Below are 15645 nucleotides of genomic sequence, written 5' to 3' on the forward strand. Positions count from 1 at the left end.
GTTACGCATGGCAGGCGCTCGGCTTCCCAAAGGTTGCGCGAAACATAGCGGCCAAGCCTTGGATGTCAAGGCAATGCGGCCGTTCCCGCGCGATTTTGGCAGTGTAGCCGCGTTACCGGGGTTCGGCGAGAGGTAAATTCGGGAACCGCGCGCAAAATCGTGTCACTCCGCGCTCACGATCGCGGCCAGCCATCCCCTCGCCTCATCCGGCCTCATCCATTCGAATTCCGGCAATTGGTGCCGGAACCAGGTGAACTGACGCTTGGCATAATGGCGGGTATCGGCCCGGCCGATTGCGGCTGCCTCCTCCAGGCTCAGCTCGCCGCGCAGGTGCCGGATCAAAGCCGGCACGCCATGGGCTTTCATCGCCGGCAGCAGCGGATCGAGGTGTCTGGCGGCGAGCCGCTCGACTTCTCTCAACGCGCCGGCTCCCAGCATGGCGTCGAAGCGGGCATCGATGCGGGCATACAGCTCGTCGCGTTCGGGGGCGAGAAACACCGCGCGAAAATTGTCCTTCGGCAGCAGCGGTGGCTGCCCCTCCCGGTTCCAGTCGAGCAGCGAACGCCCGGTTGCCTCCATCACCTCGAGCGCGCGCGCAATCCGGGTGCGGTCGCGCAGGTTCAATCGCTCGGCCGCGCGCGGGTCGCGGCGCGCGAGTTCCGCGTGCAGCGCCTCGACACCGTTCTGTTCCAACCGCGCGCGCACATCCTCGCGCACCTCGGCAGGGATCGGCGGCACCGCGGAGAGACCGGCCGTCAGCGCCTTGAAGTAAAGCCCGGTGCCGCCGATGAAGATCGGCAGACGTCCCCGGGCCCTTGCTTCATCGAGCGCCTTCGCCGCGTCGCTTATCCAGGCACCAGCCGAGAAGTTCACGGCGGCATCGACATGACCATAGAGACGATGCGGCACGAGGGCCTCATCCGCCGCTGTCGGCCGCGCCGTGATGATGCGGAGGTCGCGGTAGACCTGCATGGAATCGGCATTGATGACGATACCGTCGGTAGCGAGCGCAAGCTCGAGCGCCAGCGCCGACTTGCCGCTGGCGGTCGGGCCTGCGATAAGCACGGCCTTGCTTGAATGCCCCTCGCTCACGAAAACCTCAAATGTCCCTCGTTGCCACGCTGATCTGCAACCCTGACAATCCCGCACTCGACTCGACCATCGTCGACGGCGCCCGCGCCGTGCTGCCCCAGGCAGCTCCCGCGCATTGGCTGTTCGACGGGGTTGCGGTCGACATCCCCTTCGGCGCCGACAGTAACCTCGAAGGCGACCGCCACGCCATCGAGCAGCGGTTGCGCGAGCTCCGCGGCGACCTGCCCATCGACATCGTCGTGCAGCCAGTCGGCTTCCGGCGCAAGAAGCTTTTCCTCGCCGACATGGATTCCACCATGATCGGCCAGGAATGCATCGACGAGCTCGCCGATTTCGTCGGGGTAAAGGCGCATGTCGCCGCCATCACCGAGCGTGCGATGCGCGGCGAGATCGAGTTCGAGCCGGCGCTGCGCGAGCGCGTCGCGCTGCTCAAGGACCTGCCCGCCAGCGCGGTCGACGAGGTGCTGGCCAAGCACATCACACTAACGCCGGGCGGCAGCACACTGGTCAAGACCATGCGCGCGAACGGCGCCTATACCTGCCTCGTCTCCGGCGGCTTTACGCTGTTCACGAGCGCGGTCGCCGCCAAGCTCGGCTTCCAGGAGAACCGCGCCAACGAGCTCGTCGTGCGCGACGGCAAGTTCACCGGCGAGGTGAAGGAGCCGATCCTCGGCCGCGCCGCAAAGCTCGCGACGCTGGTCGATTTGATGGAGTCGTTCGATCTCGACGACATCGACTCGGTCGTGGTCGGCGACGGCGCCAATGATCTCGCGATGATCCAGGCGGCAGGGCTCGGTGTAGCGTATCACGCCAAGCCGGCGGTCGCCGCTGCCGCGGCGGCGCGGATCGATCATGGCGATCTCACCGCGTTGCTGTATGCGCAAGGGTATCGGCGCGACGAGTTCGTGGGGGGGTAGACTTTTCTTTCCGTCATTCCGGGGCGATGCGAAGCATCGAACCCGGAATGACAGGTCACTCCTACTGCACGCTCAGCGCCACGAAGCGCAGCTCGCCCTCGCCGTTCGAGACCAGCAGGAGCACCGATTTCTTGCCGTCCTTCTTGAGCTGATCGACCCGCTTCTGGATGTCGGCGCCGCTTGACACCGCCTCCTGCGCCACCTCGACGATGACATCGCCGGCGGACAGGCGCTTCTCGGCGGCGTCCGAATTGGCGTCGACGTTGGTGACGACCACGCCCTTGACGCTGTCCTTGATCTTGTAGCGCGTGCGCAGATCCTTGCTCAGCGTTGCGAGATCAAGGCCAAGCGCCTTCTGAGTCACCGGCTTCTCCGGCGCTGGCTCGTCGGTCTTCACCGCGGCCTGCACCTTGTCGGGATCCTGGAGGCGGCCGAGCGTGACCTTCTTGGTTTCTTCCTGGCCCTTGCGGATGATGACGACATCGACCTCCTTGCCGACCGCCGTGTCGGCAACGACGCGGGACAGGTCCTTCGGGTCCTTGACCTCCTTGCCGTCGAACTTGACGACGACGTCGCCGGGCTCGATGCCGGCGGGCTTGGCCGGGCCCTTGTCGTCGACGCCGGCGACCAGCGCACCGCGCGCGGGCTTGATGTTGAGACTTTCAGCGATCTCGTCGGTGACACTCTGAATGCGCACGCCAAGCCAGCCACGGCGCAGCTCGCCGAACTGGCGGAGCTGATCGACGACGCCCACCACCGTCTTCGACGGCACGGCGAAGCCGATGCCGATGGAGCCCCCGGAGGGGGAGATGATCAGCGTGTTGACCCCGATGACGTCGCCGTCGAGGTTGAATAGCGGACCGCCGGAATTGCCGCGATTGATGGAGGCGTCGGTCTGGATGTAGCTGTCGTATGGCCCTGAGGAGATGTCGCGGTTCTTGGCCGAGACGATGCCGGCGGTCACGGTGCCCCCGAGGCTGAAGGGGTTGCCGATCGCGACCACCCAGTCGCCGAGGCGCAGCTTGTCGGAGTCGCCGAACTTCACCGCGACCAGCGGCTTCGGCGGCTTGATCTTGAGCACGGCGAGATCGGTCTTCTTGTCGACGCCGACCAGCTCGGCCTTGATCTTGGTGCCGTCGTTGAGGATGACGTGGATCTCGTCGGCATCCGCAATGACGTGGTTGTTGGTGACGACGACGCCTGATGTGTCGATGATGAAGCCGGAACCGAGCGAGTTGGTCTTGCGCGGCGGGTTGTTGTCGCCACGCTCGCCGCCCTTGCTGCCACCACCGGGACCCCGGCGGTTCTTGAAGAAGTCGTCGAAGAACTCCTCGAACGGCGAGCCCGGCGGCAGTTGCGGCATGGTGTTGCTGCCGCCGCCCTTGGTCTCCACCGTCTGCGAGGTCGAGATGTTGACGACCGCGTCGATCACCTTCTCGGCGACATCGGCGATGCCATCCGGTCCGCGCGCATGGGCCGGCGTGCCGAACGTGCAGAAAGCACCGACGGCGAGCGCGGCCAGCCCAATTCGCACACCAAGTCGCACGCAACGGCGCGAGCGGGACGGGGCAGTGGTGGCAGCGGTCATTGTGATCTCCAGACAAAGGGATTGGGCGCCAGACTGCGCTCGAACGGGGGCACGGCGCAAGCGCGGAGCTTAACGGGCCTCAAGAGCCCGACAATAGGGCGAAAACCAGTCTGGCGCCTTCACTTTGGCGTTGGCCTGATACCTAAATCGGGCGCCGCAGAACCCAGATCAGGACCAAGCCGGCCACGGCCGAGCCGATCCCGACCGCCCGCAGGATGTTGTCCGGCGTGGCGATGGCGCTCTTCATGGCTTTGCGCATCCAGTTGGGACTGGCGGCGAACATCAAGCCTTCGAGCACGAACAGGATGCCTAGGCCGATGAGGAAGTCGGCGAACGCAATGGACCTCATCGGAATGGAACCTCCCGCTATGCTGTTCTTGTCTGGACAAAGGGCGGCCAGACCGGCCGCCCTTGTCTAGCTTACGGCTTCGCCGGCGTCTCGGTTGCCGTCTTGCCGGACGGGTTACTGAAGTACCGGAAGAAATCCGACTCCGGCCGCAGCAGGAAGCGGGTGTCGTTCGCACGCAGCCCGTTCTCATAGGCCGTCATCGACCGGTAGAAGGCGAAGAAGTCGGCGTCCTTGCCGTAGGCCTCCGCAAACAGGCGGTTGCGCTCGGCATCGCCCGCACCGCGGGTCTGCTCGCCCTGCGAATTGGCTTCCGCGATGATGACGGTCGCCTCGCGGTCGGCCTTGGACTTGATCTCCTGCGCCTTCTGTCCACCCTGTGCACGGAACTCGGCGGCCTCGCGCTCACGCTCGGTCTTCATGCGCAGATAGACCGCCTGACTGTTCTGCTCCGGCAGGTCGGCGCGGCGGATCCGGACGTCGACGACCTGAATGCCGTAGCCGTCGGCCTCGCGGTCGAGCTGGTCGCGGATGCGCAGCATCAGCTTCTCGCGGTCGTCGCGCACCACGTTGATGAAGGTGACTTCGCCGAGCACGCGGCGCAGCGCCGCGTTCAGGAGCGTCGTGAGCTGGATGTTGGCGGCCTGGATCGAGCCGACGCTCTGATAGAAGCGCAGCGCATCCTTGATGCGATAGCGCGCGAAGGCGTCGACCACGAGCCGCTTCTGGTCGGACGCGATCGCTTCCTGCGACGGGTTCTCCAGGTCGAGGATCCGCTTGTCGATGTTGATCACCGAATTCCACGGCGCCTTGAAATGCAGGCCGGGCGCGGTGACGACGTCGACGGGCCTGCCGAACTGGAGCACGATCGTCTGCTCGGTCTGCTGCACCGTGAACAGCGACATGTAGGCCACGATCAGGATCAGAAGTAGCCCGAGCAGCGTGACGAAACCTGTAGCCGGAGACCTCATCGGCTGCCTCCGCTCGGCTGCGGACCGGTCATAGGCGTTCGCTTGGGCGCCAGTTCGGGAAGCGGCAGATAGGGCACGACGCCCTGGCCCGAGGGGCCGCCGTCATAGACGAGCTTGTCCGCGCCGCCGAGCACGCGCTCCATCGTCTCCAGATAGATCCGTTCACGCGTCACGTCGGGCGCCTTCTTGTATTCCTCGTAAACCTTCAGGAAGCGCGCGCTTTGGCCCTTGGCCTCGGCGACCGCCTGCTCCTTGTAACCTTCGGCATCCTGCAGGATCTTGGCCGCGCGTCCACGCGCCTGCGGAACAACCTGGTTGGCGTAGGTCTGCGCTTCGTTCTGCAACTGCTCCTGATTGGCGCGGGCCGCCTGGACGTCGCGGAAGGCGTCGATCACCTGCGCCGGCGGGTCGACCTTCTGCATCTGCACCTGGGTGACCTGAATGCCGGCGCCGTAGCTGTCCAAAGTCCTCTGGATCAGCTCCTGCACGCCCTGCTCGGTGACGTTGCGCGCCCCGGTCAGGATCGGCTGGATCTGGGACCGGCCGATCACCTCGCGCATCGCGCTCTCGGCGACCGCCTTCACGGTGCCCTCGGGGTTCTGGATGTTGAAGAGGAAATCACCGACGCCGTCCGGCTTGATGCGCCAGAGCACGGTGAAGTCGACGTCGACAATGTTCTCGTCGCCGGTCAGCATCAGGCTCTCCTCGGGCACGTCCCGAATGGAGCGGCCGCGCCGCGCCGGATCCTCGATCAGCGTCATGCCGATAGAGGTGGTGTTGACGCGCAGCGCCTTCGGCAGCAGCACGGTCTCGATCGGGTAAGGCAGATGATAATTCAGGCCCGGCTGCACGGTGCGGACATGCTTGCCGAAGCGCAGCACGACACCGAGCTCTTCGGACTGCACGCGGAAGAAGCCCGACAGCAGCCAGAATGCGACGATGAGCAGGATGATCAGCGTGATCCCGATGCCGGAGAAATAACCACCCGGCATGATCTGCTGGAGGCGGTCCTGGCCGCGCCGCAGAAGGTCTTCCAGATCCGGCGGCCGCGGCCCGACCGGTTGCGGGCCCGAGCCCCATGGTCCCTTTGGACCCGAGCCCCATGGGCCACCGCCCTGATTCTTCCACGGCATTCGATGCTCTCCTCGGCAGGGTGGAATTGCCACCGCCCGCTTTGTCCGGTCCGGCTTTATAGGGGACAGGCAGGTCCCTTACAACGCAGCCCGGCTCGTCTTTCGAGCTATGCTCGGGCGCGAAAAAGTCAATGTAAACATTGGCGGATGCGGTTAATGGCCCGCCCGCCGACGATATGTCACATAGGAGAAGTCGGCGCTGTCGTCGGGTCCTGCAGGATGACGGATGCGCGTCGTCTCCTCCCAAGCGGCCTTGTCAATGTCGAAATGCGTGTCACCTTCCGGCCGCGCATGCACTTCGGTGATTTCGAGGCGATCGGCGCGATCGAGCCATTGCCGAAAGATCTCGGCGCCGCCGATCACCGCGACCTCAGTGACCGAACGCCGCAGGGCATCGCCGCGCGCAACCGCATCCGCATCCACCGCCGACGTCGTGACGATGGCACCTGCGGCGCGATAGGCCGCATCGCGCGTGATGACGATGTTGGTGCGGCCCGGCAGGGGACGGCGGGGCAGGGATTCGAAGGTCTTGCGGCCCATGATCACCGGCTTGCCGATCGTGAGCGCCTTGAAGCGCGCCATGTCGGACTTCAAGCGCCACGGGATCGCGTTGCCGGCACCGATGATCCCGTTCTCCGCGATGGCGACGACGAAGACGATCTCCATCAGGGCGCGCTCCCGGCAAGCCGCGTCAGCGCAGGCCCGGTGACGCGGCACAGCGTCCAGTCGTCCATCATGACCGCGCCGAGCGATTTGTAGAATGCGATCGAGGGTGTGTTCCAGTCGAGCACCGCCCATTGCAGGCGCGACCAGCCGTTCTCGACGCATTCCCTGGCGAGATAGACCAGCAGCGCCTTGCCGACGCCCCTGCCCCGATGCGACGGCCGCACGTAAAGATCTTCGAGGTAGATGCCATGGCGGCCGCTGAAGGTGGAGAAATTCGCAAACCACACCGCGAAGCCGACCGGCTCGCCGTTCCACTCCGCGATCGCGCAATAGAGCTGCGGCCTCTCGCCAAACAGCGCGTCGGCGATGTCAGCCTCGGTCGCCTCGACCTCGTGCGAGAGCTTTTCGTACTCGGCGAGCTCGCGGATGAAGGACAGTACGAGCCCGGCTTCCCCAGGCTGCGCACGACGAATGTTGAGCGACATAGGCGCTAGACCGCGACTTCCGCCTTGATATGCGGATGCGGATCGTAGCCGACGAGCTCGAAGTCCTCGTAGCGGAAGGAGAAGATGTCCTTCACGTCAGGATTGATCCGCATCACCGGCAACGCGCGCGGCGCGCGCGTGAGCTGAAGCCGCGCCTGCTCCAGATGGTTGGAGTAGAGATGAGTGTCGCCGAGCGAGTGCACGAAGTCGCCGGGCTTGAGGCCCGTGACCTGCGCGACCATCATCGTGAGCAGCGCATAGGAGGCGATGTTGAAGGGCACGCCGAGAAAGACGTCGGCCGAGCGCTGATAGAGCTGGCACGACAGCTTGCCGCCTGCGACATAGAACTGGAACAACAGGTGGCAGGGCGGCAGCGCCATCTTCTCCACGTCGGCAGGATTCCAGGCGGTGACGATCAGCCGGCGGGAATCCGGGGTGCGCTTGATCATGTCGATGACATTGGCGATCTGGTCGATGCTGCGCCCGTCGGCCGTGGGCCAGGAGCGCCATTGATGGCCGTAGACCGGGCCGAGATCGCCATTGGCGTCCGCCCACTCGTCCCAGATCGTGACGCCGTTGTCGCGCAGATATTTGATGTTGGTGTCGCCCTTCAGGAACCAGAGCAGCTCGTGCACGATCGCCTTCAGCGGCAGCCGCTTGGTGGTCAGCATCGGGAAGCCGGCCGACAGGTTGAAGCGCATCTGATGGCCGAACACCGACAGCGTGCCGGTGCCGGTCCGGTCGGTCTTCTCGGCGCCGTCTGAAAGAATCCGCTCGAGCAGGTCCTGATACTGGTGCATGTGCCAAAAACCTTAGGAAGACGGCAGCCTTGGGGAGGCGGCGAACTTAGCGCCCACCCCCATGCTGCGACAGCGGCGATTCGCTGGTCCCAACGATTATACCCGGAAAAATGAGTGTTCCCGGCACAAACGACAAGGGCGGAACTGACGTCCCGCCCTTTCGCCTATCAGCTTGATTGCGTTGCCTAAGTTGCCGGCTTGAGCACCGGGGTCCACTTCGCGATCTCGTTCTTGACCAAGGTTGCCAGCGCCTCCGGCGTCCGGTCCGCACGAGCCGGAATGACGCTGCCGAGCTCGAGCAGGCGCTTGCGCACGGTCTCGTCATCGAGCGCCTTGACGGCCGCAGCGTTCAAGCTCGCCACGATCGCAGGCGAGGTTCCCTTGGGTGCGAATATCGCGTTCCAGGCCTGGGCCTGGAACTTCGGCAAGCCCGCCTCCGCTGTCGTCGGCACGTTCGGCAGCGACGGATTGCGCTCCGGTGTTGCGATCGCATAGGCCTTGATTGTGCCGGCGTTGATCTGCGGCACGGCGTTGACGATCTGGTCGCACATGTAATCGACCTGGCCCGCCACCAGCGCATTCATCGCGGGGCCCGTGCCGTTGAAGGGCACGCCGACCGGCTTGATGTCGAGGATCGAGTGCAGAAGCTCGCAGGAGGCGTGCGAGACCGAGCCGACACCGGCATGCGCGGCATTCACCTTCTCTGCGTTCGCCTTCACATAGGCGATGAACTCCGTCAGGTCTTTCGGTGGAAAATCCTTGCGCGCGAGGATCAGGATCGGCGTACCCGCGAGCAGCGCGATCGGCTCGAAATCCTTCTCGGGATGATAGGCGAGCTTCGGATAGAGCGGCACCGATGCCGCATGGGTGCCCATGTGGCCGGTGATCAGTGTATAGCCGTCATTGGCAGCGCGCGCAGCGCGCGTCGTCGCGGTGGTGCCGCCGGCACCGACGACGTTCTCGATGATGATGCTCTGCCCCAGCGTCTGCGCCATGTGCGCGGTGACGATGCGCGCGACGACGTCGGTCGGGCCGCCGGCCGCAAACGGCACGATCATGGTGACGCTGCGCGTCGGATAGGTCTGCGCCTCAGCCGGTGCAACAAAGGCGCCCAGCGAGGCGAGCGCTACGGCACATGCGCCCGTGAGCGCGCGAATGAAGGTCATGTCGATTCCTTTGTCGGTCCTTTGGGCCACAAACAAAATGCCGGCCCAAAGGTCGGCATTTTCATTTCACGAAGCCGTCATTCAAGTCGATTCGACTTCCGAATGCGGCGCGCCGACGCAGGGCGCAGCGCCGACGCAAGGCGCAGACGACCTCAGTTCTCGGACTCGGTGAACACCTCTTCGCGCTTGGCACGCAACACTGGTAGCACCGTAAGGACAAGCAGGCTCGCCGCGACCGCCAGCAACACCGCCGACAACGGACGCGTCAGGAACACGCTCCAGTCGCCGCGCGAGATCAGCAGCGCCCGGCGCAGGTTCTCTTCCATCAGCGGTCCGAGCACCATGCCGAGCAGCAGTGGCGCCGGCTCGAAATCGTGCTTGATCAGCCAATAGCCGACGAGGCCGAACACACCGGCAAGGATGACGTCGACCGGCGCGTTGTTCACCGAATAGATGCCGATCGCGCAGAAGATCACGATTGACGGGAACATCAGCCGGTACGGCACGCGCAAGAGCCGCACCCAGATTCCCACCAGCGGCAGGTTGATGATGATCAGCATCAGATTGCCGATCCACATCGAGGCGATCATGCCCCAGACGAGATCCGGCTGCTTCTGCATCACCTGCGGACCGGGCACGATGCCGTGGATGGTCATCGCGCCCACCATCAGCGCCATCACCGCGTTCGGCGGGATGCCGAGGGTGAGCAGTGGGATGAACGAGGTCTGCGCCGCCGCATTGTTGGCACTCTCCGGCCCCGCCACGCCCTCGATCGCGCCCCGGCCAAACCGCGACGGGTTCTTGGAGAGCTTCTTCTCGAGCGTATAGGCCGCGAACGACGCAATCACCGCCCCGCCGCCCGGCAGAATGCCGAGGATCGAGCCCAGCACGGTGCCGCGAAGGATCGGCGGCGTCGAGTCCGCCAGGTCCTTCCTGGTCGGCATCAGGCCGGTAATCTTCTGCTGCACGAGATCGCGGTTCATCCCGGCGCCATGGTCGAGATTGCGGATGATCTCGGCAAAACCGAACACGCCCATCGCCACCGTCGCAAAGCCGAGACCGTCGGCGAGCTCGGGAATGTTGAAGGCCATGCGCGAGGCGCCGGTCTCGATGTCCGAGCCGACCATCGACAGCAAGAGGCCGAACACGATCATCGCGATCGCCTTCAGCACCGAGCCCTTGGCCAGCACGACCGCGAAGATCAGGCCGAGCACCATCAGCGAGAAATACTCGGCCGGGCCGAACGCCAGCGCGAGTTTCGTGAGCGGCGCGCCGAGGATGGCAATCAAGACGGTCGCGACGCAGCCGGCGAAGAACGAGCCGATCGCGGCGATCGCCAACGCCGGGCCGGCGCGGCCCTGCTTCGCCATCTGGTGACCGTCGATGGCGGTGACGACCGACGTCGCCTCACCGGGTATGTTGACCAGGATCGACGTGGTCGAGCCGCCATATTGGGCGCCGTAATAGATGCCGGCGAGCATGATCAGTGCGCCGACCGGCGGCAGTCCGAAGGTGATCGGCAGCAGCATCGCGACGGTCGCGATGGTGCCGATGCCCGGGAGAACGCCGACCAGCGTGCCGACGAGGGCGCCGATCAGGCACATCAGGAGGTTGATCGGGGAGAACGCGACGGCGAAGCCGTGAGCGAGGTTGGCAAAGATATCCATCACGCCCTCACTGGATCAGGAAACGCGGAAACATCGGCATCGGCAGCCCGAGCACGTACGGGAACAGGATTGCGCAGCCTAGCGTCAGGCAGGCGCCGACGATGGCCGCTTCCAGCCAGCGCGTTTCGTGCGAGCCCGTCGCCGAGATCATGAAGCTCGCGAAGGCGGTGACCACGAGGCCGAGGGACCGGATTGACAGCGCGAAGAAGAGGATCGCGGCCACCACGAACAGCGGTCCTCGCCAGGAATAATGGGCCATCGCCTGCCCATTGGTCAGAAGACCGGTCAAGGCGATGCCGGCGGACAAGGCGACCAGCAGCCCGCCGAACATGCGCGGCGCGGTGCCCGCACCGAAGGAGAAGCCACGCATGCCCTGCAGGTCGCTTGACGCCCACAGCGCGAACAGGGCGACGGCCATCAGGACGACGCCGCCGACATAGTCCTGGGCCGACCTGATGGTCATGAACAGCGTGAGGATCGCCACCACAAACAGCGGGTAGGAATAGATCAGCACCAGAAGCACCTCGGACGACGCTTTCTTGGTGCCGCCACCGAACGAACCGAATATGGCACTGGGCGCGCCGGCGAGCAGCGCCGTCGCGTGGCTGGTGACGACCGCCGCTGGGCCGCGGCCGGTGCCCCAGCCGAAGATCGTCCCGATCGACCAGATCAATTCGAAAATCTGCGGCGCAATCGCCAGCAGACAAAAGCCGAGCGCCACCTTGGTGTTTCGGGTGGCTGTCGCTGAGTGGCCCATCGTGTCGGCCATGCCTGTCTCCTCCGCGACCCGTAAGTCACGAGCACTGTTGTTCTAAATCGGCTGGAAAGGGATCCCCGCCCGGATCACTGCCTAGCGATTTTCATCACACAATGCCAGCAAAACCCAACACGCCTCCGGCGAGCAGGAGCCAGAGTGGATTGATGCGCGAGACCGAGGCGATCGCCGCAACCATTGCGGTCAGAAGCAGTGCAGCAATTGTGCGATCGGTTGCTTGGGCCAGGATTAGAGCGCTCGCCGCCATCAGACCGATCGAGAGCGGAACCAGCGCAGCCTGGATCAGGCCAGGCCAGCGCGATTGGCTCGGGCGGTTCAGGAGCCGGTTGACATAATAGGCAAGCAGCGCCGTCGGCAGGCACATCGCCAGCGTGGCCGCCAGCGCGCCGGGGATGCCCGCGACGGCATAGCCGATGAACGTCACGATGAGCACGTTCGGACCCGGCGAGAGCTGCGCGATCGCATAGGCGTCGGTGAACTGCTTGTCGGTCATCCAGCGATTCACCTCGACCGCGATGCGGTGCATCTCGGGCACCGCCGCCGCGGCTCCGCCGACGGCGAACAGCGACATCAGACCGAAGGTGGAGATCAGCGCCCAGATCGGGCTGTGGCCGGTCATGCTGCTACTTTCCGCCGCAGGAAATAAGTGACGCCGACACTGACGGGGATCGCGACCAGCAGTACCGCCGGAAGCGGCAGGCGAAACACGCCGATGGCGAGGAACACGCCGAGCATCAGGATCACCGCGAGGGGATCCGTCCGTTTGAGCAGCGGCGTCATCATGCGAAAGACCACCGCAATCAAGAGGCCGACCGCCGCGCAGGAGATGCCGGCAAGGATTCGGCGCAGCACAGCGAGGTCGCCGAAATGGGCATAGGCGATCGCGAGCATCGTCATGATCAGCGTCGGCGGCAGCAACAGCCCGGCAAAGGCGGCAACGCCGCCGGCGATGCCGCGCAGCCGCGATCCGAACACCATCGACAGATTGACGATATTGGGCCCGGGCAGGAAGTGGCAGAGCGCAAAGGTCTCATTGAACTCGTCCGCCGTCATCCAGCGGTGCTGCTCGACGATCGCGCGGCGGGCAAACACCAGGACCCCGCCGAAACCGGCCAGCGACATCCTGGCGAAGGCCAGAAACAGCGTGACCAGGCCCGGCGGTGCGGTGGCGAGATCCGGCTCTTCGACCGCCGGTGCTGAATCCGAGGACATGTCAGGAGCTTAGAACGAGGCTCGCTCAGCGGCAAAGACGGTTCGGAACCTATCCAGAGGGAACCGCAGGATCGCCCTTCCAACCCTCTGTTTTTTTGGAGCTTTGCCCCCTATATTGGGAGTGCCGGTTCGCCGGCTATGGAAATAAACGGTCGTCGCAATAAACCATTCGGACCCGGGGGCGGTACCCGGCGCCTCCACCAAAGCCCACCATCGGGCGAACCCGAAGCTGAGCTTTGGCGGGGGCGAAATAGGATCGACGAGGGCGTAAAGGGCGTGCTTTTTCCCGGTATTGTTCCGCCGTTATCGGGCTACTGCAATAGTTGCCAACGACAACTTTGCTCCGGTTGCTCAGGCTGCGTAACGCAGTTTGAAAGACCATCTTAAAGTCCTAACGGGTTAAGCTCCGTTAGGCGGGGTTCGGAGGCACCTGGCAACAGAAGCCTCCACTTACCTCTTTGATTTCTTCCCCGGCGGGGACTCCTGCTCACCCGTCAGGCGCGGTACTATTGCCGCTTGGCGAGTCGGACCGGCGGGGTCCGGCTTCGGGGATGCAACAGGACCACCATGGCGACCGATCATATCCGATACGATGTGCTGGCCCGCGACGCGCTGCGCGGCGTGCTGCGGAAGGTGCTGACCGATGCCGCGGCCCATGGCCTGCCGGGCGAGCACCATTTCTTCATCACCTTCGTATCGAAGGCCGAGGGCGTGAAGCTGTCGCCGCGACTGCTGGCGCAATATCCGGACGAGATGACGATCATCCTCCAGCACCAGTTTTGGGACCTGACCGTGCTCGAGGACCGCTTCGAGGTCGGCCTGTCCTTTGGCGGCATTCCGGAGCGGCTGGTGGTGCCGTTCAGCGCCATCAAGAGCTTCCTCGATCCGTCCGTGAAGTTCGGCCTCCAGTTCGATACGTCCGACGTCGCCGAGGTGACGCCGGAGAATTTGCCGGCCGCCCCTGCCCCTTCGGCCGTAGCGGTGCCTGCTGCCGCTGCCGAGAAGGCGGAGACCGCAGAAGAACCGCCCCCGCCGAGCCAGGGCGGCGCCGAAGTCGTGCGGCTCGATCGTTTCCGCAAGAAATGATCTAGGTTGGACGCGCGCCCGTCGCGCACGGCCAAACTGCCTGTATAGAGAAGCACATGAAGAGGCCGTGCGGCGTTCCGCGCGGCAGAATGGATGTGCTCATGGCCAAAGCTTCCCGCTCGAAGACGACCCGCCCCTCAAGCTCCGCGACCCGCATCGAAACCGACAGCTTCGGTCCCATCGAAGTCCCAGCCGACCGCTATTGGGGGGCCCAGACCGAGCGCTCACGCCAGAACTTTCGCATCGGCACCGATCGCATGCCGATCTCGCTGGTGCATGCGCTCGGCATGGTCAAGCTCGCCGCCGCGCAGGCCAATCTCGAGCTCGGCCTGCTCGATCAGCGCCGCGCCAATGCCATCATCCGCGCCGCGCGCGAGGTGATCGAAGGCAGGCTGGACGATCATTTTCCGCTTGTCGTGTGGCAGACCGGCTCCGGCACGCAGAGCAACATGAACCTCAACGAGGTGATCGCCAATCGCGCCAACGAGCTGCTCGGCGGCGAGCTCGGCGCCAAGAAGCCGGTGCATCCCAACGATCACGTCAACATGAGCCAGTCGTCGAACGACTCCTTCCCGACCGCGATGCACATCGCGGCGGCAAGCCGCATCAATGCCGATCTCGTCCCTGCCCTCGGCGAATTGCTGCGCGCGCTGCGCAAGAAGGAGAAGGAGTTTTCCAAGATCGTCAAGATCGGCCGCACCCACACCCAGGATGCGACGCCCCTGACGTTGGGTCAGGAATTTTCAGGCTATGCCGCGCAGGTCGAAAGCGGCATCGCCCGGCTCAAGGTCGCGGTGAAGGACCTCTATCCGCTGGCGCAAGGCGGCACCGCCGTCGGCACCGGCCTCAACTCGAAGCCGCGCTTTGCAAAGCTGTTCGCCAAGCACGTCGCCGGGATCACGAAGCTTCCCTTCACCAGCGCCGCCAACAAATTCGAGGCCCTGGCCTCGAACGAAGCCTATGTGCTGGCGCACGGCGCCCTCAATTCGGTCGCGACCGGCCTGTTCAAGATCGCCAATGATATCCGCCTGCTCGGATCGGGCCCGCGCTCGGGCCTCGGCGAATTGATCCTGCCGGAGAACGAGCCCGGCTCCTCGATCATGCCGGGCAAGGTCAATCCGACCCAATGCGAGGCGATGACCATGGTGTGCTGCCAGGTGTTCGGCAATCACACCGCCATCACGATCGCCGGCAGCCAGGGCCATTTCGAGCTCAACGTCTACAAGCCCGTGCTGGCCTACAACATGCTGCACTCGATCCGTCTGATGGCGGATGCCGCACGCTCTTTCACCGAGCATTGCGTCAGCGGCATCCGCGCCGACGAAAAGCGCATCAAGGAGCTGATGGAGCGCTCGCTGATGCTGGTGACGGCGCTGGCCCCGAAGATCGGATATGACAACGCTGCCAAGGTGGCCAAGACGGCGCATGCCAACGGCACCACGCTGAAGGAGGAGGCGCTGCGGCTCGGCTTCGTCTCGGCCGACGAGTTCGAGCGTCTGGTACGCCCCGAGAAGATGACCAGTCCGGGATAAATTCCGAATTCCGATCGTCCTCCGTAATGATACGGACGCTCGGCGCCCAAAAAATATGCGGCTTTGGGGGCGGGATTTGATTACCGTCAATGTTGCGGCGGGGCGGCGTGTTACGCAGCTCATCTGCCCTCGACGGGCGAAATCATCGTTTGATGGCCCAAGGGGCCGATTGACGAGGACGAGCGAATGGCGATCAAGTCTTGTAGGGC

16 protein-coding genes and 1 other RNA gene are annotated in these 15645 nt (G+C 64.7%); 4 read left to right on the top strand and 13 right to left on the bottom strand.

Going from position 1 to position 15645, the window contains the following annotated elements:
- Nucleotides 1-162: 162 nt before the first annotated feature.
- The gene (gene miaA / locus ACVIIV_RS36985) at nt 163-1092 is read right to left on the bottom strand and encodes a tRNA (adenosine(37)-N6)-dimethylallyltransferase MiaA (protein ID WP_456748603.1); all 930 of its coding nucleotides are present in this window, start codon (nt 1090-1092) and stop codon (nt 163-165) included.
- A gap of 11 nt (nt 1093-1103) precedes the next feature.
- Here miaA and serB point away from each other — a divergent pair, with 11 nt between their 5' ends.
- Entirely contained in the window at nt 1104-2009 is a 906-nt protein-coding gene (serB, locus tag ACVIIV_RS36990; RefSeq protein WP_456748604.1) for a phosphoserine phosphatase SerB, read from the top strand.
- A 61-nt stretch (nt 2010-2070) separates the two neighbouring features.
- Here the strand turns inward: serB and ACVIIV_RS36995 are convergent, their stop codons facing one another.
- The 12 genes from ACVIIV_RS36995 to ACVIIV_RS37050 form a co-directional block, all read right to left on the bottom strand.
- Nucleotides 2071-3597, bottom strand: coding sequence for a Do family serine endopeptidase (locus ACVIIV_RS36995; RefSeq protein ID WP_456748605.1), 1527 nt, complete (start codon nt 3595-3597; stop codon nt 2071-2073).
- Between the two features lie 142 nt (nt 3598-3739).
- Complete coding sequence (locus tag ACVIIV_RS37000) at nt 3740-3946, bottom strand: DUF2065 domain-containing protein (RefSeq protein WP_456748606.1); 207 nt, start codon at nt 3944-3946, stop codon at nt 3740-3742.
- A gap of 71 nt (nt 3947-4017) precedes the next feature.
- Nucleotides 4018-4914, bottom strand: coding sequence for a protease modulator HflC (gene hflC, locus ACVIIV_RS37005; RefSeq protein WP_456748607.1), 897 nt, complete (start codon nt 4912-4914; stop codon nt 4018-4020).
- Entirely contained in the window at nt 4911-6047 is a 1137-nt protein-coding gene (gene hflK / locus ACVIIV_RS37010; protein ID WP_456748608.1) for an FtsH protease activity modulator HflK, read from the bottom strand. The genes hflC and hflK overlap by 4 nt, the downstream gene beginning before the upstream one ends.
- Nucleotides 6048-6200: 153 nt before the next feature.
- Entirely contained in the window at nt 6201-6713 is a 513-nt protein-coding gene (locus ACVIIV_RS37015; RefSeq protein WP_456748609.1) for a dihydrofolate reductase, read from the bottom strand.
- The gene (locus tag ACVIIV_RS37020; protein ID WP_456748610.1) at nt 6713-7198 is read right to left on the bottom strand and encodes an N-acetyltransferase family protein; all 486 of its coding nucleotides are present in this window, start codon (nt 7196-7198) and stop codon (nt 6713-6715) included. The genes ACVIIV_RS37015 and ACVIIV_RS37020 overlap by 1 nt, the downstream gene beginning before the upstream one ends.
- Before the next feature lie 5 nt (nt 7199-7203).
- Nucleotides 7204-7998 (bottom strand): thymidylate synthase, encoded by a 795-nt coding sequence (locus ACVIIV_RS37025; RefSeq protein ID WP_456748611.1) that lies wholly within the window; start codon nt 7996-7998, stop codon nt 7204-7206.
- Between the two features lie 185 nt (nt 7999-8183).
- The gene (locus ACVIIV_RS37030; RefSeq protein ID WP_456748612.1) at nt 8184-9164 is read right to left on the bottom strand and encodes a tripartite tricarboxylate transporter substrate binding protein BugD; all 981 of its coding nucleotides are present in this window, start codon (nt 9162-9164) and stop codon (nt 8184-8186) included.
- Between the two features lie 152 nt (nt 9165-9316).
- Complete coding sequence (locus ACVIIV_RS37035) at nt 9317-10831, bottom strand: tripartite tricarboxylate transporter permease (RefSeq protein WP_456748613.1); 1515 nt, start codon at nt 10829-10831, stop codon at nt 9317-9319.
- A gap of 7 nt (nt 10832-10838) precedes the next feature.
- On the bottom strand, nt 10839-11600 hold the full coding sequence (locus tag ACVIIV_RS37040) for a tripartite tricarboxylate transporter TctB family protein (protein WP_456748614.1): 762 nt from the start codon (nt 11598-11600) through the stop codon (nt 10839-10841).
- A gap of 94 nt (nt 11601-11694) precedes the next feature.
- Complete coding sequence (locus ACVIIV_RS37045; RefSeq protein ID WP_456748615.1) at nt 11695-12225, bottom strand: chromate transporter; 531 nt, start codon at nt 12223-12225, stop codon at nt 11695-11697.
- Complete coding sequence (locus ACVIIV_RS37050; protein WP_456748616.1) at nt 12222-12818, bottom strand: chromate transporter; 597 nt, start codon at nt 12816-12818, stop codon at nt 12222-12224. Before ACVIIV_RS37050 ends, ACVIIV_RS37045 begins: the two co-directional genes overlap by 4 nt.
- Before the next feature lie 84 nt (nt 12819-12902).
- On the opposite strand from ACVIIV_RS37050, the gene ssrA reads away from it, so the two are divergent.
- The 3 genes from ssrA (at nt 12903) to fumC (ending at nt 15436) form a co-directional block, all read left to right on the top strand.
- Nucleotides 12903-13269: a transfer-messenger RNA gene (ssrA, locus tag ACVIIV_RS37055) on the top strand.
- A gap of 116 nt (nt 13270-13385) precedes the next feature.
- Entirely contained in the window at nt 13386-13904 is a 519-nt protein-coding gene (locus tag ACVIIV_RS37060; protein WP_456748617.1) for an SspB family protein, read from the top strand.
- An 89-nt stretch (nt 13905-13993) separates the two neighbouring features.
- Entirely contained in the window at nt 13994-15436 is a 1443-nt protein-coding gene (gene fumC, locus ACVIIV_RS37065; RefSeq protein ID WP_456748921.1) for a class II fumarate hydratase, read from the top strand.
- Nucleotides 15437-15645 lie beyond the last annotated feature (209 nt).

The organism is Bradyrhizobium sp. USDA 4354, assembly GCF_054060315.1.